Origin of the sequence: Neptunitalea lumnitzerae (assembly GCF_027924185.1) — a bacterium.
Taxonomy (GTDB): Bacteria; Bacteroidota; Bacteroidia; order Flavobacteriales; family Flavobacteriaceae; genus Neptunitalea; species Neptunitalea lumnitzerae.
Genome location: NZ_BRVO01000002.1, coordinates 1,136,110 through 1,154,635, shown reverse-complemented (window position 1 = coordinate 1,154,635; position 18,526 = coordinate 1,136,110). Strand labels below are relative to the sequence as shown.

Genomic DNA, 18,526 nt, shown 5'->3' with positions numbered 1-18,526 from the left:
ACTTTGGTAAACTGTACGCTATAGCTGAAAAGAAAGAGAAGTAATCTCTTTAGCTTGTCTAGCGTACTATTACATTTTCTTTATACTCTTCTTTTAAGCCTATTTAATACCCTATAAATGTTTTCTTAGATACAACTCTCATAGAATTGGTTTTCTTGTTTTAGAATGTATGTTTTGGGTTTAGTTGTATAAGCTTCAAGTTGTATGCATTCTATGATAATGTGTCTTGTGGTGTATAGGTTACTAATGGATGGGGAGTGTGTAATTGTACATATTAGAGGGAGTGCTCTTATTTTCTTTCTGTATAAGTCTTTATAAATATTGGAGTGATATTTGGGTGCGCTATAGGTTATGGTTTATTGATTGTCAAAAAAAAAGGATAGCCATTAGACCATCCTTTCTTGTATATTGTTTTTTTGTATTATCTCTGAAATCTTGATTTGATAGGTATTATTCTATATAAATATGCCTCGCCAACTTGTTTAGCACGTTTATTAGGGTTTAAAAACTTTAATGACACTCTAGTTATTCTAAAATCGTCAAAGGTTTTTACAAGTTCCATTTTTAAGTTGTGCCCTTTTATGGTTTCTTGAATTTCTTCAGGATGATTAGTTGCTATTAATATAGGTTGTTCTATGGTTACTAAATTTTCAGAACTTAAATTAGGTACTATTTGTTTGCTGTAAAAATCTAAGGACCATCTATATTCTCTATCTATAATAAATACTTGTTCATCATCTAATTCATTATGAATATATGCTGCCATAAACTTACCACTTTGATATTCTAAAAGGTGCTGGTAAAAATAGCCATTCATGGTAATGTTAATAAGAATGCCTGTTAATGCTGTTATTACGATGATTTTTTTAGAAGTTAATTGGTTACTTTTTATAAATAGAACAATTAATGCAATAACTACTGAAGTGCTTAGTAGAATATACCATTTAGGAAAGCCAAATGTAAAGAACAGTAATCCGATGACACCTAAAGTGGCTACACCTAGTACAAAATATGAAGTGTATAGCAAATATGTCAAAACTTTTTGCTGTTTTGTTTTATGAAGGTAGAAAACAAAACCTGCCGTTAGTATTGCCATTGATGGTAATAACGAGTTTAAGTAATGTGGAAGTTTAGTTTTAGAAGCACTTATAATAAGTAGGGTTAAAATAATTCCGCCAGTTGTTATCCATTCAAGATATTCTGTTTGCTGAAACTTGTTTTTAACGAGTCTGGCTATTCTATTAAATAGACCAGTATAGAATATTAAAGGCCACGGTAAAAATACCCATAAGATGGTATGGAAAAAGAAAAAGTAATCTGGGCTGTCAGGTACATAGCCATGAGCAGTCATTCTATTAAAACTCTGATCCCACAAGATAAATTTAATTCCCGAAATATTGTTAACACCATTAATGGCTAATTCAGGATGTAAATCATATTGTACGTAAAAGGCATATAGAACTGGAGTAATAGTAGCTAAAAATACCATCACACCTATTAATAGTTTTGGGGTAAGTAAGGCTTTCCAAGTTCTTGTATATGCTAAATGCGATAGTAAACTTAAACCAATAACCACTAAGCCCAATAAACCTTTGCAGGAAAAAGCAATACCCATAGCAAAGGCACCAATAACAATCTCACTAGTCTTGTGAAAAGTTAAGAAACGGTATAATTGCCATAAAGATAATATTACAGTCCCTGTTAACACAGCATCTGTTCTTACATCATGGTTTGCTAAGAAAATTGCCTGAACCGTTAAGAATACTAATGACGCCCAATGCGCTTTTTCTTTATCCTTATACAAATCTTGGAATAATTTAAAACATGAAAAGGCTCCTATAGCAGTGAAGATTAAAGCAGGAATTCTATAAGCAAATTGATTTAAGCCGAAAATTTTATAGGATAGTGCTGCTAACCAAAAATGCATGTGTGGTTTATCTAAATATGGGTCAATGCCTCTATACAAATTCAAATAGTCGTTATATAAATGCATACGCATAGCCATGACCGCGTGTTGTGCAGAATCATTTTCTATAAGAGGGATAAAAGTACCTAAGGCGTAAACAAAAATTATGAGAATGTATAGTATGATATAGCTTTTGCTAAAAATGATATTTTTCATTCTGAGAAAGAAAGGATTAATATAAAGTTTGGTTTTTAAATAGGATGTAAAATTAGCTAAATTTTATGGGATGGTTTTATTAAAAGCTTCAAATGATTGGCTTAACAATTAGTTTTAATTCCTAAGCTATTTTTAAGATTCTTATAATCTAGTGTTTACTTTATTTTTTAGTGTCTAAGGTACCTTCGTAAAAACTCTTTTCTATGAAAGTATTTGTGTATAAAAAAATGATTCCGTTTTATGCTACTCTGCTTTTTTTAGCGCCATTTTTAGTCTTTCCAAAAGGTGCTGTTTTACTCTTTATCAATAGCCTGCATACTCCGTTTTGGGATTGGTTTTTTGCTAATTATACCAATTTAGGAGATGGTGCTTTTATACCATTAGTATTACTTATTCTGTTATTTACAAGTAAGTTTAAGTATACCTATCAGTTTGTTATTTCTGCACTTTTGCAAATAGGTGTTGTGTTGTTATTAAAAGAAGTTTTCTTTACACATTTATTTAGACCTTATTTTTATTTTAATGATGCTGTTAAGGCGTCTATTAACTTTGTTCCCGGAGTTAAGATTAGGTATACAGATACATTTCCATCTGGGCATACGGCAACCATCTTTTTTATTACTACTTATTTTTGTTTAATTACAAAACGGAAAAAAGGAAAGTTTTTGCCCTATGTATTGTGTTTTTTAGCTGTATTGGTAGCTATATCTAGAGTATACCTAGTACAACACTTTTTTATAGATGTTTATTTTGGAATGTTGTTTGGTATTGCATCTGCTATAACTGCACGTTATATAGTTAAAAAGTATCCTAAGAAATGGTATACTAGTAAGCTAGCAATAGTTTGGCCAGCTCAGGTTTCTTTATCTATACGGAAGGTATTAACTACCTTGAATTTGTTGTAGTTTTAAAGTTGGTTTTTTGAAATGATAATAGATTCCGAAAATAGAGATAAGTGCTGTTATTAATGTAAATAACGTACCAATGGTTACAGCTGTGTTTTCGTCTAAGCTAAAATGTACTGACATTTCAAAAAATAGAAATTCTCTAATGCCAATTCCTGCAAAAGATATTACTGAGAATACAGAGGATAACAAGAATACAAAAATATACAAGTAATACAGTTCTGTTGAAATGCCTAAAGCTAACGTAATAAATATTACAGATACAATTTGCATTAACTGGATAACAATTGAATATGCTAAGGTTGCATAAAATTGTTTTATAGCAACTTGAAAAATCTTTTTAGTAAGTATTTGTCCTACTACTAAAACTATAGGAAATAGAATTATAAACCAGTTATTATAGTTTTCAAAATTATTGATCAAGCTGCCTAAAATAGCCGGGTAAAAAGCTATGATTAAATATATAATACACGCTATGGCAGTAAGCCCTATAAGACGATCTATAAAAACTAATTTTAATACTTGCTTAGACTTCCAATTAAAATTTTTATTGAGTAGGTATACTTTAAAAGCGTCACCGCCAACACCACCAGGTACAAAGAAATTATAAAACATACCTAACAGATACAGTTTTAAATTACTTATTTGAGACAGCTTAAATGAATGACTGTGAAATAAGTAATTTAATCTGTACGAAGATATTATTTGAGAGATAACAAAAAATAATATTGCTAAAGATAAATACCCTAGGTTTGTACCTAATACAATATTAATAACACTATCTACATCTATTTTTTTATAAACCAGATAAAATAAAGAAAGACTAATACCTATTTTAAGTATTAGGAGTAGCGTCTTTTTTGTTTTCGGATTCATTTTGTAAACTGTTAAATACTCTTTTTACTCTGTATGGCTTTTTATCTTGAGATTCATAATAAGTTCTCATTAATAAATCGGCAAGAATACCCATAGTTAAAAACTGAATGCCAACCAATACCAATAATACACCTAATAATAATAAAGGTCTATCTCCAATTTCTTCTCCTAAGATAAACTTCACTACAATTAAGTATAGGTTAATAAGCATTCCTATAGAGAAAAAGGTAAGCCCTATATTACCAAAAAAGTACATTGGTTTTTGTAAATGCTTTCTTTTAAAAATAATAAGGAATAAATCGTTTATAACCTTAAAGGTACGCTCTAAACCATATTTAGATTTTCCGAATTTTCTAGGAAAGTGGTTTACACTAACTTCTTTAATAGCTGCTCCGTTTAAATATGCCATTAGGTTAATAAAACGGTGCATTTCTCCGTATAGGTTAATTTCTTTTGCTGTTTCGTTAGTAAACACCTTTAGCGCACAACCTTGGTCTCTAAGGTTAAGATTGGTAGCTTTTCTAATAATAAAGTTGGCAATTTTAGAAGGAATAGTTTTTAAGAAACTGTCTTTTCTTTTTTCTCTAAACCCGGTAACAACATCCCAATCTCCTTCTTCTGCTGTTTTTACCATTTTCATGATATCATGTGGGTCATTTTGCATATCACCATCCATGGTAACAATAAATTTACCCGTAGCAAATTCAATACCCGCTGCTAAAGCTAAACTTTGCCCGTAGTTTTTCTTTAGTTCTACTAAATACAAATGCGGGTGGTTCATTGCTTTAATTACCTTCTTCGTATTATCTGTAGAGAAATCATCAATATAAATAATTTGATATGATTCTCCCTGTAAAGCATCATCAATGGTTTTTGTAAGCAATTCTACATTTTCTTCCTCATTATAAACCGGTATGATAATAGAAAGATAATATTCTCTTTTAATCATGGTAAAGTGTTTAATCTATTTTTAGATAAAATTTAAATAGGAGGCAAATTTATGAATTTGAAGTCATTCTTAGGTTTCTTAATTACTAATAAATTAATTATTGTAATTACAGTAGTGAGTATAGTGCTATGTCTTTTTAATATTTATGGGTATCCTATTTATATTTTAGACGAGGCACGAAATGCAGAAGCAGCACGAGAAATGCTAGCTAAAGGAGATTTTATTGTACCTACTTTTAACAATGCATTGAGAACAGATAAGCCGCCTTTGCATTACTTTTTTATGATGTTGGGCTATAAAATTTTTGGTGTAAATGCCATGGGAGCACGTTTTTTTTCTGCCATATTTGGTGTTTTAACACTTATAAGTACATATTTGTTTGTTAGAAAACTAAAGGGAGAGCATATAGCTATTGTTACCTTATGTATTCTTTTTTCTGCCGTTTTCTTTATTCAAGAGTTTCATTTGTCTGTGCCAGACCCTTATTTAATCTTTTTCATTAATACGGCATTGTTTTCTTTTTTACTCTATTATAAAAAACAGCAGAGTTGGTTATTAGTAGTTGGTTATTTTGCCATGGCTATGGGGTTTTTAACAAAAGGACCTATTGCAATAGCTATTGTAGGAGCTTCTATATTTTTGTTTTTACTCTTAAGAAAAGATCTTTCATTTAAAACTGTCATTAGATTTCAACCGTTTTTGGGACTTCTTTTTGTAGTGGTATTAGTACTCCCTTGGTTTTATTGGGTTCATGAAGCTACAAACGGAGTATGGACAGAAGGTTTTTTTATCAATCATAATTTAAACCGGTTTGAAAATAAAATGGAAGGTCACGGAGGGCCCTTTATAGTTACTTGGGCATTTGTATTACTAGGCTTATTACCGTTTTCTGTATTTATTATTCAGGCCTTTGTTTTTGCTTTTAGAAAATATAAAACAGATACTTTTTTAGCCTTTGGTTTAAGTGTGTGTTTGGTGGTGATAGGTGTGTTTACAATATCTAATACCAAGTTACCTAATTACACCATGCCCTGTTATCCGTTTTTAGCAGCCATATTAGCAAGTTATTTAATAGATTTTAGAACTAAATTATCTAAGCGCAGAAAGTTGTATGCTCATATAAGTTTTGTTGTACTATTACTTATAGGTGTAATATTGCCTGTAGGAGGTTATATAGCTTTGTCTTTAGAACCAGAGCTTAACCATATTAAAGAATTGAGTTTTATATTAATTATAGCACCCATTGGTTTATTTATAGCTTATATGTTTTTTAGAGGAAATGCTTTTAGAAGAAGTTTTGCCATTGTTACTGCAACATGGGTGGTAATGGGAGTGTATTTATTTGGTATTATTTATCCTAAATTAATAGAGCAAAACCCTGTTTATGCTTCTAAAGAATTTTTACAGAACAATATACCAGTAGTGGTTTTTAAACGTATGGATAGTGCTTTTCCTTTTAATTATAACCGTACTTATGAAGTATTACATTCGGTAGATGAATTAAAAGAGTATTTAAGTAAACACCCTAAAGTATATGTTTTGAGTAATGATAGAAAGGTAAAAGATGATTTATTAGCTGTACAAGGATTGTCTTTACTGATGGAGCATAAGGCTTTGTTTGAAAACCATAAGACAGTGATTTATCAAACAGCTAATGAATTGGTGATTAATAAATAATGCAATATTTTCTTGTTATATACTTAAAAAAATAAAGCAAGGTTATTGATTTGATATAATTACAATGTAAAGTGTAAGCTTTTTGTTACAATGTTTAAATAATTTCTATTTTTGAAATTAACCAACTATTTATTACTTATGAAAAAGCTTAATTACTTGTTTGTATACATTATATGTATATCACTTGGGCTGTCTATTACTTCTTGTTCTAATGATGATGATGGGGCAGGAGAGGAACAACAGGAAGAAGAACCAACTACTCTAAATTATTTTCCGTTAACGTTAGATAATGAATGGAACTATGATTATACCGATGGAGAGGATACTCAGATTTTGTTTTATACCACATTAGATTATGAAGGGAATACTTTTTTAGTGACTGATTTTGTGAATCCTTTTGATGGAGGAGATATGACACAAGGTTTTAGATTATCGGGAAGTACGTACTATGGATATAATGGTGAAACGGTTATAGAATATAATTCTGGTATTGCTGCAATGGCAACTATAGACCCTGTTGAATATGTATTTTTTAAAGATGATATGGAAGTAGGAGAAACGTATACTACAGAGGTTGCCGCACCTACTGTTATTGAAAGTATTATAGATATTGAAACCACTACCGATTTTACTTTTGTAACTACCATTTTATCTAAAGAAGAGGAAATGATAGTGAATGGGGTAACTTATACTGATGTTATAGGTGTACAATTAGATGTAAACACCAGCCTTATGGATGTTGAGTTTGATGAAACCCTTATTTATTACTTTGCTAATGAGGTTGGACCTATTAAATTAGAAAGCTCTTTAGGAGATTATACAATATTAAATTATTCTTTAAACTAAGATTTCATACATAAACTTAATACGTATACTAAGTTTTAAATAAAATTAAATGCTATCTTGAGGCTGTTCTTTTTAGAACAGCTTTTTTTTTAAACCAATAATTATATGAGCAAACAACTACCAAAAGGAAGTAAGAAACTTTTGAATGCCTGGGCATTTTATGATTGGGCAAATTCGGTATATAGCTTGGTAATAGCATCTGCTGTATTTCCTATTTTTTACGGAGCACTATTTTCTAAATTAGGAGTTAATTATATTTCTTTTTTAGGTTTTTCAGTTAAAAATACGGCATTGATAAGTTTTGTAACAGCTTTAGCTTTTTTGGTGGTAGCTATTATTTCTCCTTTATTATCGGGTATAGCGGATTATCTAGGTAATAAGAAATTCTTTATGAAGTTCTTTTGCTATATGGGGGCTTTATCTTGTATAGGATTGTATTGGTTTAGCCTAGAGGAAATATATGTAAGTGTTGCTTTTTACTTTTTTGGCTTAGTAGGTTTTTGGGGTAGCTTAGTGTTTTATAATAGCTACTTACCAGATATAGCTTTTGTAGACCAACAAGACAAAATAAGTGCTAAGGGATATTCATTAGGGTATATAGGTAGTGTAATTTTATTGTTGTTTAATTTGGCAATGGTAATGTTTCCAGATGTTTTTGGTATCACAGATACGCCAGAAGAACCTGCAGCTGTGAAGGCTATGAGGTACTCTTTTATTAGTGTTGGTATTTGGTGGATTGTCTTTAGTCAGGTTACCTATTATTACTTACCTCAAGGAAACCATGAAAAACCTAAAATAACCAAGGATATAATTTTTAATGGTTACAAAGAGTTACGAAATGTTTGGAAACGATTGGGTGAAAATAAAAGGTTAAAAGCCTATTTGGGAGGCTTTTTTGTATATAGCATGGCAGTACAAACGGTAATGTTGGTAGCCACTTATTTTGGAGAGCAAGAAATTAATTGGGGAGGAGATGACCAAAAAACAATGGGGCTTATAGTAAGCATCTTGCTAATTCAAATTATTGCAGTATTAGGAGCAGTACTTACTTCTAGAGCATCTAAAAAGTTTGGTAACATACCTACTTTAATAGGTATTAATAGTGTTTGGGTGTTGCTTTGTATTACTGCGTATTTTGTAACCTTACCAATTCATTTTTATATTACTGCTGGTTTTGTTGGTTTGGTAATGGGGGGAATTCAGTCGTTATCTAGATCTACCTACTCAAAGTTTTTACCAGAAACAAAAGATACCACCTCTTTTTTTAGTTTTTATGATGTAGCAGAAAAAGTAGGTATTGTAATAGGAATGGCGCTATATGGTATTATAGACCAAATAACGGGTTCTATGAGAAACTCTATATTGTTTTTGGTGCTATTCTTTGTAATTGGGATTTTACTTTTGTTTAGAGTACCTAAGGTAGAAAAATAGGAATTAAAACAAAATTAAAGTGTTAATTTCTTACTTATAAAGGCTTTTTGTACGAAAATAAGTAAATTTAAGCTTCGCTACTTTCCTAAAATATTAAATCTAATTTTAGATAAAGTTTAAGTGATTTAAGAGGTTTTTCTTTTTTTAATAAAAATTTAACTTAGCTTTAAAAATACTTTCAGGTTTTAATAAATGCGCTATATTTGTGTTTTCGCAAAAAAAACAAACTAAATATGCTAATTAAAAATTTAATAAAAGGAACTATTGCTTTTGCTTTAGTCTTTTGTGTATTCTCATGTAGTGAAGATATTACTATAGATGAATGGTCAGACGTAACTCCAGCAACATTTAGTGCGGTAATAGATGGTACTGCTTTTGACGTTAGTGTTGTAGAAGAGTCAGATGATGATTCGGGTGACTCGGTTGACTTTGGAGGTTTGGGTGACTTAGGAGATTTTGACGAATTCGGAGATATGTTTGAGGATATGCTAGATGATTATGAAGATTTAGTTACTTCGGGTGGTGGAGTAATGGCTTACACTACTACTATTGAATATGATTTTAACGATGCTAATAACAATGTAACCGAAGAAGGAACTTATGATGCTATTAGAATTTTAGGTTCTGATACAACTACAAGTTTAGCATTAGTTTTTCCTAGTGATATTGTAGAAGGTACTTATAACTTTTCTAACACTCAAGGTTTTTATTTAGCAAACTATCTTCAAATAGGTGGTGAAGGTGGAACACAAACCAACCGTGGTAAAACCGGAACATTAACTATTACATTACATAATCAGGATTCAAATTATATTGAGGGTTATTTTGCTTTTGAAACCCTTGAAAATTCAATTACTGAAGGAGTTTTTAAAACTTTCTACACTGTAAATAATTAATGTACCCCCTGAATTTAAAGCTTATTCCAACAAAAATATTATTAATGAAAATTACCTATAAATCTTTATTATACATTTCAATTGTAGCTTCTACCGTATTGTATTCTTGTGATAACGAAACTGTAGATTTAGGACAAACAATGGAAGATGTTGAAACTGGTACTCCAGATACTACCGATTCTGATGGCGATGGTCTTAGTGATGTTGCTGAAAATGCAAGTATAGGGCAAGATACAGATGGAGATGGTATACCAGATTATTTAGATGATGATGATGATAATGATGGTGTACTTACCATAGATGAAAATCCTGATCCTAACGGAACTCATACTCCGATTGATGCTTGGGATTTAGATGGTGATGGTATACCTAATTATTTAGATCCAGACGACGATGGAGATGGTATTCCAACAGCAAATGAAGGGCCTTTATCTTTACTAGATTCAGATGAAGATGGGGTGTTAGATTATTTAGACCTGGATGATGATGATGATGGTGTTCCTACTTTAGAAGAGAATGGTGCTTCACTTCAGAATTCTGACAATGATGGAATTCCTGATTATTTAGATACTGACGATGATAATGATGGTATCTTAACTATGTATGAAGGATATGAAGAAGGTTTAGATACCGATGGTGATGGTATTCCTAACTACTTAGAGAATGATGATGATGGTGATGGTAAATTAACTGAATTTGAAAATGCAGATCCTGATGGTGATGGAAATCCGGCGGATGCTTACGATTCTGATGGAGATGGCATTCCTGATTATTTAGATATATATAACTATGATATATCTTCTTGCGATGGTTCAGATGGTACACCAGGCGATAACTTTGCAGTATTTGATTTAGATAGATACTACAATGAAGTGATGGTACCTAATTTACCAGCAGGAGCTTCTATTACAGTTTCGTTCCACGAAACTGAAAACGGGGCTTATTATAACAACAATACTGTAAGTAATGCATATATTAATAATGTACAGTTAGAAGATGTTATTTTTATGAGAATTACCGATGATTTAACAGGTACGTTTACTATTGAAGAGCTTTACTTGTTTGTAATTAATGGTGATGAAGCAGATACCTTTGGTGATTCTTGTAACTAGATTTGTTGCTAATTCAATTTTCAATAACTCAAAGAAAAACGCCTCTAAACAATATGTTTAGAGGCGTTTGTTATTTATAGAACTTTCTATAAAGTTTAGTTGTCCTTGTTTATATCACCTGATCCCGAAGTGCTTAAATCTCTTATTTCTGGATTTCCTTTATAATAAATATCGCCAGAACCAGATACGTAAGCTTTAAGATTGGCTTTGCAATATAAATGAATATCACCTGATCCTGTAACATCAGCTATTACATTAGAAGCTTTTAACTCGTATGCTGAAATATCTCCAGATCCTGTAACGGTACATTTAAAATCGGTAGTATCACCTTCTAAAAGTATATCACCAGAACCAGTAACATAAGAGTCTACTTTGTCTGCTTTTACTTTTAAAGCGATATCACCTGACCCAGTAACCGATGCAGTCATTTTGCTTGCAGAAATAACCGACTCACTTTTAATAGAGCCCGAACCGGTAAGTATTGCTTTATTAAGATTGCTAAAGCCAACAGTTATTTTAATACCTCTTGTACTGCGTAAAGAAAATCCATCTTTCGTATAAATGTGTAATACATTATTGGTGACTTCTGTAACAATGTAATCTATAATATTTTCTTCCGCGTTTATAGTTACTTTACCCTCATTACCTTTTTCAAGAGTAACGTGATAAGATCCTGCAACTTCTATACCATCAAAGCTACCCACATTTCTGGTGCTGGTGGTACTTCTGCCATTTCCTTCAATACCATTCCATGAGGCGTTGCATGAAGTGATAAATAAAATAGCAAAGGTTAGAATAGATAATTTAGTGATTGATTTCATAGTTTTTTGATTTTATCTTTTGTTTAGTGTAATACCTCCGTATTCACTTTTAATTACAATTTCTTTTCCTGTGTTTTTATTAGTATAATACCCTTGGTAATGCTTAGAGGTATAATCTGAATCCTTTAATAAAAAGGTTAAGTCATCACCGCCTGAAAGCCCTGCATAGTCAAGGTCAAAGTCAAAGTTAAAGTAGTAGCTGCTGTTGTAGCCAATTCGTATGCCAGTGTATTCTGCATTAATATGAACTTTACCTGCTTGCTCTGTTAACTCATCTATGCGTACAGATCCGTATTCAGAGTCAATATTTATATTCCCAAATACATTATCAATTTTTATGGTTAAGTAATCACCATTACCTTCCAAATTCATAATATCGCCAAGGGTAACACTTCCGTAATCACATCGGTAGTTTACATAATCTGCTTTTTCTATTTTACTTGTAGTATAATCAGCTTTTAAGGTAAGCGATTTTGTTTTTTCTACCGTAAAAGAAGAATAGTCTGCATTAATAGTTCCATTTTTTAGTATTCCAATTCTAGAGTTGGTGGTATAATCAAAATTTAGTTGATTGTTGTCTCCCCAAAGTTCTCCTATATCTAGCTTGCCATAATCACAGCTAATTTTAGCAGTATTGTTTAGCTTGTCAATAATAATGGCACCGTAGTCGTTAGACAAATCTGTTTTGTTAGTAACAGGTACTTTAATAGTGTAGTTAACCTCTACGTTTACATTATTATTGTTCCATCCCCAGCTCCATTTGTCTTCGTTAAAAACGGTTCTGGCGCTTACTAAATCTTCATTAGCGTCAAAAATGATATTAATTTCGCTTAGTTTTTCGGCTACCTTTTTCTCATTGTTACCACTGGTTTTAATATGTACTACAATAGCAGTTTTATTCTCGTTCCAGCTAGTAATATTAAGGTTACCATAAGAGTTATTAACTTTAAGTAAAGCATTAGGATTTACTATAAACTCACGCTTAACTGTTTTTTCTTTTGTGTATTTGCCTTTAGGTGCTCCGTTATCGTTTATAGCAAATGCAAACTGAAGCGTAAGTACAAATGCTAATAGTGTATTAAATAATTTCATGGGTCTCGGTTTTAAGGGTTTTAACATCGTCAATGGTTTGTAATACATGTTGTAAGAGTTCAATTCTTTTTTGCAGGTTGGTAATCATGGCATAGATTACCCTTTTGTCTGCACCATTTTCAAGTAGGTCTGCTTTTAATTTACTATAATCTTTTTCTAGTTTGTTAATCTGTTTTACGGCATCATTTACTATTTCCTTGGTTTCAGGAGAGGTGTCTTCTTTTTGAAGCTTTTCCAATTCCTGATTAATTATACCTGTAAAATAGGTTTGTGATTGGTATAACTCTGGGGCTACGGTTGCTAATTCATCTTTTTGTTTCGTAGTACCATTAAAAACACCAATGGATACAGCAATAACAATAAGAATAGAAGCCGCTACGTACCACCATCTTCTATTTTTAATAGTTGAGTTTTTAGCAGTAGACTTAGTAGACTGTTTTGCTAACATGGCCTCAAAATTTTTCATATGATTTTGAGAAGGTTCATGTACATCAAACGAGCCTTGTAAATCATCAAATAGGGTGTCTATATTATCTTTGTCTAAACGCATTGGGTTACTAATTTTTTTCTTAAACTTTCTTTAGCGCGCGATATAGTTGTTCTGCAATTGGCAGGGGTTATTTGCATTATTTCACATATTTCATCATAATCAAATCCTTCAATTAAGAATAAGGTTAAAGCAATTCTGTAATTGTCTTTAAGCGTTTTCATGATTTCCAATACTTTTTGAGCCTTCACATTGGTAAATTCATAATCAGCTTCAATTCCGTCATTGTCTTCAACCTTATATAGAACATTGTCAATAGCTACAGATTGAGTTTTTTCATTCTTACGGTATTGTTGAATACTGTTATTAATTACAATTCGTTTTAACCAAGCTCCAAAGGTTACTTCGCCCTTGTAAGAATCTAATTTGGTAAATGCACTTAAAAAAGATTCTTGCATAATGTCTTCTGCTTCAAAGGAGTCTTTTACAATTCTTAAAGCTGTGTTATACATAGCCTTGAAATACAAATTGTAAATTTCCAACTGCGCACTTTGGTTTCCTTTTTTACACAGGGCAATAAGTTCTTTGGTATGTTGGTTATCGTGGCTCAAAAAGTTATTCTTTGTAGTAAAGATGGTTTGTTATTGTTTTTGTTACACTTTTGTAAAAATAATTAGGTTATTTATTTTGTTGGTGCACCTTGTATAGTGAAATGGCATAACTATTGCCTTTAATAGTATGTAATATACTTAAATAGAGTGTATTTTTGTGATTTAGAAAGATTTATTAAGTAAAGTTAATAGTTGCAATAGCTTACTTTAAAAAGTAGATGTGACAATTTGACTTAAAACCAAGATATGAAGAAATTGAAATTTTCAAATATTGACAGCATGTCACTTCATGGTATCGATGAAGATTCGGAGTTAATACCTTTAATGACCCCAGAAGATGAAGAGGAAATTCAGAAAGAGGAACTGCCTGAATCGTTACCAATATTACCTTTAAGAAATACCGTACTTTTTCCTGGTGTTGTAATTCCTATTTCAGCAGGTAGAGATGCTTCTATTAAGCTGATAAACGACGCTAATAATGGAAGTAAAGTAATAGGGGTAGTATCTCAGAAGGATGAAAGTGTAGAAACTCCGGCTTTAGAAGATATAAATACAATTGGTACAGTAGCCCGAATTTTAAGAGTGCTAAAAATGCCCGATGGTAACGTTACAGTTATCATTCAAGGTAAAAAGCGTTTTAAAATTGATTCTATTGTAGATAATGATCCGTATTTAAAAGCAAATATCTCTGAAGTACCAGAGATAAAACCAGAAGCAGAAGATAAAGAGTTTAGTGCTATTATAGAATCGGTTAAAGATTTATCGCTTCAAATTATAAAGGATAGCCCTAACATTCCTACTGAGGCATCGTTTGCTATTAGGAATATAGAGAGTAATTCGTTTTTAGTAAACTTTGTTTCTTCTAACATGAATTTGAATGTTGGCGAGAAACAAGAGTTGTTGGAAATAAACGATTTGAAAGAACGTGCCTTAGCTACACTGAAGTTTATGAATGTTGAATTTCAGAAACTAGCGTTGCGCAATGATATTCAATCGAAAGTTAGACACGATTTAGATCAGCAACAACGTGAGTATTTCTTGCATCAGCAAATGAAAACCATTCAAGAAGAGTTGGGTGGTGTTTCTTATGAAGCAGAGGTAGAAGAAATGCGCGAGCGTGCCAAAACCAAAAAGTGGGATGATAAAATAAAAGAACACTTTGAGAAAGAGTTGGCAAAAATGCAACGTATGAACCCTCAGGTGGCAGAGTATTCTATTCAAAGAAATTACTTAGATTTATTTTTAGACTTGCCTTGGGATGAGTTTTCTAAAGACAATTTTGATTTGAAGAGAGCACAAAAAGTGCTAGACAAAGATCATTATGGGTTAGAAGATGTTAAGAGAAGAATTATAGAATATCTAGCGGTACTAAAACTGCGTAACGATATGAAGTCGCCTATTTTATGTTTATACGGACCTCCAGGGGTTGGTAAAACATCTTTAGGAAAATCGATTGCATCTGCTTTAGGTAGAGAGTATGTACGTATTTCTTTAGGTGGTTTAAGAGATGAAGCAGAAATACGCGGACATAGAAAAACTTATATTGGTGCTATGCCTGGTAGAATTATTCAATCTTTAAAAAAGGCAGGTACTTCTAATCCGGTATTTGTGTTAGACGAGATTGATAAATTATCTATGGGACATAACGGAGATCCGTCTTCAGCTATGTTAGAGGTATTAGACCCAGAACAAAATACAGAGTTTTACGATAACTTCTTAGAAATGGGTTACGACCTTTCTAAGGTTATGTTTATTGCTACTGCCAATAGTTTAAATACCATTCAGCCTGCATTAAGAGACCGTATGGAAATTATTAATGTAACGGGGTATACTATTGAAGAAAAAGTAGAAATAGCAAAACGCCACTTATTGCCTAAACAATTAAAAGAACACGGTTTAACTAAAGACCATTTAGTATTAGGTAAGCGTGAACTAGAAAAAATTGTAGAAGGTTATACCAGAGAATCAGGAGTTAGGGGTTTAGAAAAGCAAATTGCCAAAATGGTACGTTACGCTGCTAAGTCTGTAGCAATGGAAGAGGAGTATAATGTAAAAGCTACTACAGAAGATGTAGAAAAAGTGTTGGGGCCTGCAAGGTTAGAACGCGATAAATATGAGAATAATGATGTAGCAGGTGTTGTAACCGGTTTGGCTTGGACCAGTGTTGGTGGAGATATCTTGTTTATAGAGTCTATACTTTCTAAAGGTAAAGGAAGTATGAGTATTACCGGTAACCTTGGTAATGTAATGAAAGAGTCTGCTACTATTGCTTTACAATATATTAAGTCTAATGCAGAAGATTTAAACATTAACCCTGAGATATTTGATAAGTACAATGTGCACATTCACGTACCAGAAGGGGCTACACCTAAAGACGGACCTAGTGCTGGGGTTACTATGTTAACTTCGCTAGTGTCTTTATTTACCCAACGTAAAGTGAAAAAGAGCTTGGCTATGACTGGTGAAATTACATTACGTGGTAAAGTATTGCCTGTGGGTGGTATTAAAGAAAAAATATTAGCTGCAAAACGTGCTAGAATTAAAGAAATTATTCTTTGCGAAGATAACCGTAAAGATATCGAAGAAATTAAAGAGAGCTACGTAAAAGGTTTAACCTTCCATTTTGTGAAAGAAATGAGTGAGGTAATAGATATAGCTATAACCGACCAAAAGGTTAAAAAAGCAAAAGATTTATAATAATGAAGCCCCGATTTAATCGGGGCTTTTTTATATAAGATAGGGCTTTATCTAAAAAACGTTACATTTAAAAGAGTCTTCTTAAAATAATATAAAATACAAAGCGTTCTTTAAGCAAGATTTATTTATTTTGCGCCCATGCAAAAAGCCCTGCTAACATTTTTTTTAGTATTTAGTACACTTATCCTTAACGCACAAATGGGGGGTAGGTATACCTATCAGTTTCTAAATTTAGTGGCTAACCCACGTCAGGCGGCTTTGGGGGGGAAGGTTATTACCAATTATGATAATGATGTACTGCAGGCACTTACCAATCCGGCTAGTGTAAATAACGATATGAGTCACCAACTGGCGCTTAGTTATGTAAACTATTTAGGTGATGTTGGTTATGGTTCTGCAGCTTATGCTTACCAAATAGACCGTTATACCAATACTATACAAGGCGGACTTACCTATGTGAATTATGGTAGTTTTATGGGAAGAGATGAATTTGGTAATGAAACCGGAGAATTCTCAGGGAGCGAAACAGCCCTTTCTGTAGGCTGGGCATATAAAATTCCTAGAATAGATTTACATATAGGGTTTAATACAAAACTGATATACTCTACCTTAGAAAGTTATAACTCTTTTGGTGGTGCTTTTGATGTAGGGTTAATGTATATAAACGATAAGATAGATTTTAATGCAGCAATTGTGGTGCGTAACATTGGGGCGCAGTTTACCACTTATGCGGGTATACAAGAGCCATTGCCTTTAGAAATAGATGCAGGTTTGTCTCAGTTATTAGAGCACGTACCTATTAGATGGCACCTTACTTTTGAAGATTTGCAGTACTGGAATGTATCTTTTGCGAACCCGGTAAATGCTGAAGAATCTTTAGATGGAACGGTAGAAGAAGAGAAAGATAATATTTTTAAAGAGGCGTTTAGGCATATGGTAATAGGAGCGGAAGTGTTTCCTGAGGGCGATTTTAATATTCGTTTAGGATACAATTTTAGAAGAGCTGCCGAAATGAGAATTGCTGAGTACAGAACCTTCTCTGGTTTTTCTGGAGGTTTTGCACTTAAAATAAGAAAAACAAAAGTAAGCTATACCTTTGCAAGGTATACCAACGCATCTCATAGTAGTTTGCTAGGGTTGCAGTTTGATTTAAAGTAATAGTAAATACACAATGAACAATAAGATAATAATAGCTATAGATGGGTTTTCTTCTACGGGAAAAAGTACCATTGCCAAACAATTGGCAAAACAATTAGGGTATATCTATGTAGATACAGGAGCCATGTATAGAGCGGTTACCTTATATGCAATGGAGCAGGGGCTGGTTACTACTGAAGTTACCAATATCAACGGATTAATAGAAAGCTTACCAAAAGTACGCTTAACTTTTACGTTTAATGAGGCGCTTGGTTTTGCAGAAATGTATTTAAACGGAAGAAATGTAGAAAGAGAGATTAGAACCCTTGAAGTATCTAATTTAGTAAGTACCGTTGCTGCAGTGCCAGAGGTACGCCAGAAATTGGTGGAAGAGCAACGCGAAATGGGAAAGGAAAAAGGTATTGTAATGGATGGCCGTGATATTGGTACGGTTGTTTTTCCTGATGCTGAGGTAAAATTGTTTATGACAGCTTCTGCGCAAGTCCGTGCAGAGCGTAGATATAAAGAACTTATAGAAAAAGGAGACGATGTTGCTTTTGATGCGGTGTTAGCCAACATAGAGCAGCGCGACCATATAGATTCTACACGTGAAGATTCTCCTTTAGTAAAAGCCGATGATGCTATAGAAATAGATAATTCTAACCTAAGTAGAGCGGCACAATTTGATCAAATTTTAGAAATAGTTTCAAAATTTAGCTAAAAAGGTTGTTTTTTTCTTTATAAGTGCTTGTTAATCAAAATAGAAGTTTGTAATTTTGCACTCCTTTTTAACACCTAGAGGAAAGGAAGAGGAATTATTAAACTAATTTATATTAATAACTTCTGTTTTGTAGTGTTTAACTTTCT

16 protein-coding genes are annotated in these 18,526 nt (G+C 32.4%); 9 read left to right on the top strand and 7 right to left on the bottom strand.

The annotated features are described in order from the left end of the window. Positions 1-421 precede the first annotated feature (421 nt). Entirely contained in the window at positions 422-2,122 is a 1,701-nt protein-coding gene (locus Y10_RS12305; protein WP_281765687.1) for an ArnT family glycosyltransferase, read from the bottom strand. Positions 2,123-2,325: 203 nt separating this feature from the next. On the opposite strand from Y10_RS12305, the gene Y10_RS12300 reads away from it, so the two are divergent. Next, the gene (locus Y10_RS12300) at positions 2,326-3,027 is read left to right on the top strand and encodes a phosphatase PAP2 family protein (protein ID WP_281765686.1); all 702 of its coding nucleotides are present in this window, start codon (positions 2,326-2,328) and stop codon (positions 3,025-3,027) included. Here the strand turns inward: Y10_RS12300 and Y10_RS12295 are convergent. Next, positions 3,004-3,903, bottom strand: coding sequence for a lysylphosphatidylglycerol synthase transmembrane domain-containing protein (locus Y10_RS12295; RefSeq protein WP_281765685.1), 900 nt, complete (start codon positions 3,901-3,903; stop codon positions 3,004-3,006). The two genes, Y10_RS12300 and Y10_RS12295, sit on opposite strands and share 24 nt — an antisense overlap. Then, complete coding sequence (locus Y10_RS12290; protein WP_281765684.1) at positions 3,863-4,852, bottom strand: glycosyltransferase family 2 protein; 990 nt, start codon at positions 4,850-4,852, stop codon at positions 3,863-3,865. Before Y10_RS12290 ends, Y10_RS12295 begins: the two co-directional genes overlap by 41 nt. Before the next feature lie 51 nt (positions 4,853-4,903). Between Y10_RS12290 and Y10_RS12285 the strand changes: the two genes are divergently transcribed. The 5 genes from Y10_RS12285 (at position 4,904) to Y10_RS12265 (ending at position 10,814) form a co-directional block, all read left to right on the top strand. Continuing rightward, complete coding sequence (locus Y10_RS12285; protein WP_281765683.1) at positions 4,904-6,529, top strand: ArnT family glycosyltransferase; 1,626 nt, start codon at positions 4,904-4,906, stop codon at positions 6,527-6,529. A 138-nt stretch (positions 6,530-6,667) separates the two neighbouring features. Beyond that, on the top strand, positions 6,668-7,375 hold the full coding sequence (locus Y10_RS12280; RefSeq protein ID WP_281765682.1) for a hypothetical protein: 708 nt from the start codon (positions 6,668-6,670) through the stop codon (positions 7,373-7,375). Positions 7,376-7,480: 105 nt separating this feature from the next. Further along, complete coding sequence (locus Y10_RS12275; RefSeq protein WP_281765681.1) at positions 7,481-8,806, top strand: MFS transporter; 1,326 nt, start codon at positions 7,481-7,483, stop codon at positions 8,804-8,806. A gap of 233 nt (positions 8,807-9,039) precedes the next feature. Then, positions 9,040-9,702 (top strand): hypothetical protein, encoded by a 663-nt coding sequence (locus Y10_RS12270; RefSeq protein WP_281765680.1) that lies wholly within the window; start codon positions 9,040-9,042, stop codon positions 9,700-9,702. Between the two features lie 44 nt (positions 9,703-9,746). Then, positions 9,747-10,814: a hypothetical protein gene (locus Y10_RS12265; RefSeq protein WP_281765679.1), complete on the top strand. Its 1,068-nt coding sequence runs from the start codon at positions 9,747-9,749 to the stop codon at positions 10,812-10,814. A 95-nt stretch (positions 10,815-10,909) separates the two neighbouring features. On the opposite strand, the gene Y10_RS12260 is transcribed toward Y10_RS12265, so the two are convergent. The 4 genes from Y10_RS12260 to Y10_RS12245 are packed head-to-tail and all read right to left on the bottom strand — an operon-like array spanning position 10,910 to position 13,825. After that, positions 10,910-11,635 carry a head GIN domain-containing protein gene (locus tag Y10_RS12260; RefSeq protein ID WP_281765678.1) on the bottom strand — a complete coding sequence of 242 codons (726 nt, stop codon included), beginning with the start codon at positions 11,633-11,635 and terminating at the stop codon, positions 10,910-10,912. A 12-nt stretch (positions 11,636-11,647) separates the two neighbouring features. Next, entirely contained in the window at positions 11,648-12,727 is a 1,080-nt protein-coding gene (locus tag Y10_RS12255; protein ID WP_281765677.1) for a hypothetical protein, read from the bottom strand. Further along, positions 12,714-13,277: a hypothetical protein gene (locus tag Y10_RS12250; protein ID WP_281765676.1), complete on the bottom strand. Its 564-nt coding sequence runs from the start codon at positions 13,275-13,277 to the stop codon at positions 12,714-12,716. The genes Y10_RS12255 and Y10_RS12250 overlap by 14 nt, the downstream gene beginning before the upstream one ends. Next, entirely contained in the window at positions 13,268-13,825 is a 558-nt protein-coding gene (locus tag Y10_RS12245) for an RNA polymerase sigma factor (protein WP_281765675.1), read from the bottom strand. Before Y10_RS12245 ends, Y10_RS12250 begins: the two co-directional genes overlap by 10 nt. A 246-nt stretch (positions 13,826-14,071) precedes the next feature. Here Y10_RS12245 and lon point away from each other — a divergent pair, with 246 nt between their 5' ends. From lon to cmk, 3 genes are all read left to right on the top strand, one after another. Further along, complete coding sequence (gene lon / locus Y10_RS12240) at positions 14,072-16,522, top strand: endopeptidase La (protein ID WP_281765674.1); 2,451 nt, start codon at positions 14,072-14,074, stop codon at positions 16,520-16,522. A 138-nt stretch (positions 16,523-16,660) separates the two neighbouring features. Continuing rightward, complete coding sequence (gene porQ / locus Y10_RS12235) at positions 16,661-17,680, top strand: type IX secretion system protein PorQ (protein WP_281765673.1); 1,020 nt, start codon at positions 16,661-16,663, stop codon at positions 17,678-17,680. A gap of 13 nt (positions 17,681-17,693) precedes the next feature. Further along, positions 17,694-18,380: a (d)CMP kinase gene (cmk, locus tag Y10_RS12230; protein WP_281765672.1), complete on the top strand. Its 687-nt coding sequence runs from the start codon at positions 17,694-17,696 to the stop codon at positions 18,378-18,380. Positions 18,381-18,526: the final 146 nt, after the last annotated feature.

Bases quoted from the DNA above. Each gene is read 5' to 3' on its own strand.
- Y10_RS12280 (WP_281765682.1), top strand. From the start codon at position 6,668: ATGAAAAAGCTTAATTACTTGTTTGTATACATTATATGTATATCACTT.
- Y10_RS12300 (WP_281765686.1), top strand. From the start codon at position 2,326: ATGAAAGTATTTGTGTATAAAAAAATGATTCCGTTTTATGCTACTCTG.
- Y10_RS12275 (WP_281765681.1), top strand. From the start codon at position 7,481: ATGAGCAAACAACTACCAAAAGGAAGTAAGAAACTTTTGAATGCCTGG.
- porQ (WP_281765673.1), top strand. From the start codon at position 16,661: ATGCAAAAAGCCCTGCTAACATTTTTTTTAGTATTTAGTACACTTATC.
- Y10_RS12290 (WP_281765684.1), bottom strand. From the start codon at position 4,852: ATGATTAAAAGAGAATATTATCTTTCTATTATCATACCGGTTTATAAT.
- Y10_RS12270 (WP_281765680.1), top strand. From the start codon at position 9,040: ATGCTAATTAAAAATTTAATAAAAGGAACTATTGCTTTTGCTTTAGTC.
- Y10_RS12250 (WP_281765676.1), bottom strand. From the start codon at position 13,277: ATGCGTTTAGACAAAGATAATATAGACACCCTATTTGATGATTTACAA.
- lon (WP_281765674.1), top strand. From the start codon at position 14,072: ATGAAGAAATTGAAATTTTCAAATATTGACAGCATGTCACTTCATGGT.
- Y10_RS12255 (WP_281765677.1), bottom strand. From the start codon at position 12,727: ATGAAATTATTTAATACACTATTAGCATTTGTACTTACGCTTCAGTTT.
- Y10_RS12295 (WP_281765685.1), bottom strand. From the start codon at position 3,903: ATGAATCCGAAAACAAAAAAGACGCTACTCCTAATACTTAAAATAGGT.
- Y10_RS12265 (WP_281765679.1), top strand. From the start codon at position 9,747: ATGAAAATTACCTATAAATCTTTATTATACATTTCAATTGTAGCTTCT.
- Y10_RS12305 (WP_281765687.1), bottom strand. From the start codon at position 2,122: ATGAAAAATATCATTTTTAGCAAAAGCTATATCATACTATACATTCTC.
- cmk (WP_281765672.1), top strand. From the start codon at position 17,694: ATGAACAATAAGATAATAATAGCTATAGATGGGTTTTCTTCTACGGGA.
- Y10_RS12285 (WP_281765683.1), top strand. From the start codon at position 4,904: ATGAATTTGAAGTCATTCTTAGGTTTCTTAATTACTAATAAATTAATT.
- Y10_RS12260 (WP_281765678.1), bottom strand. From the start codon at position 11,635: ATGAAATCAATCACTAAATTATCTATTCTAACCTTTGCTATTTTATTT.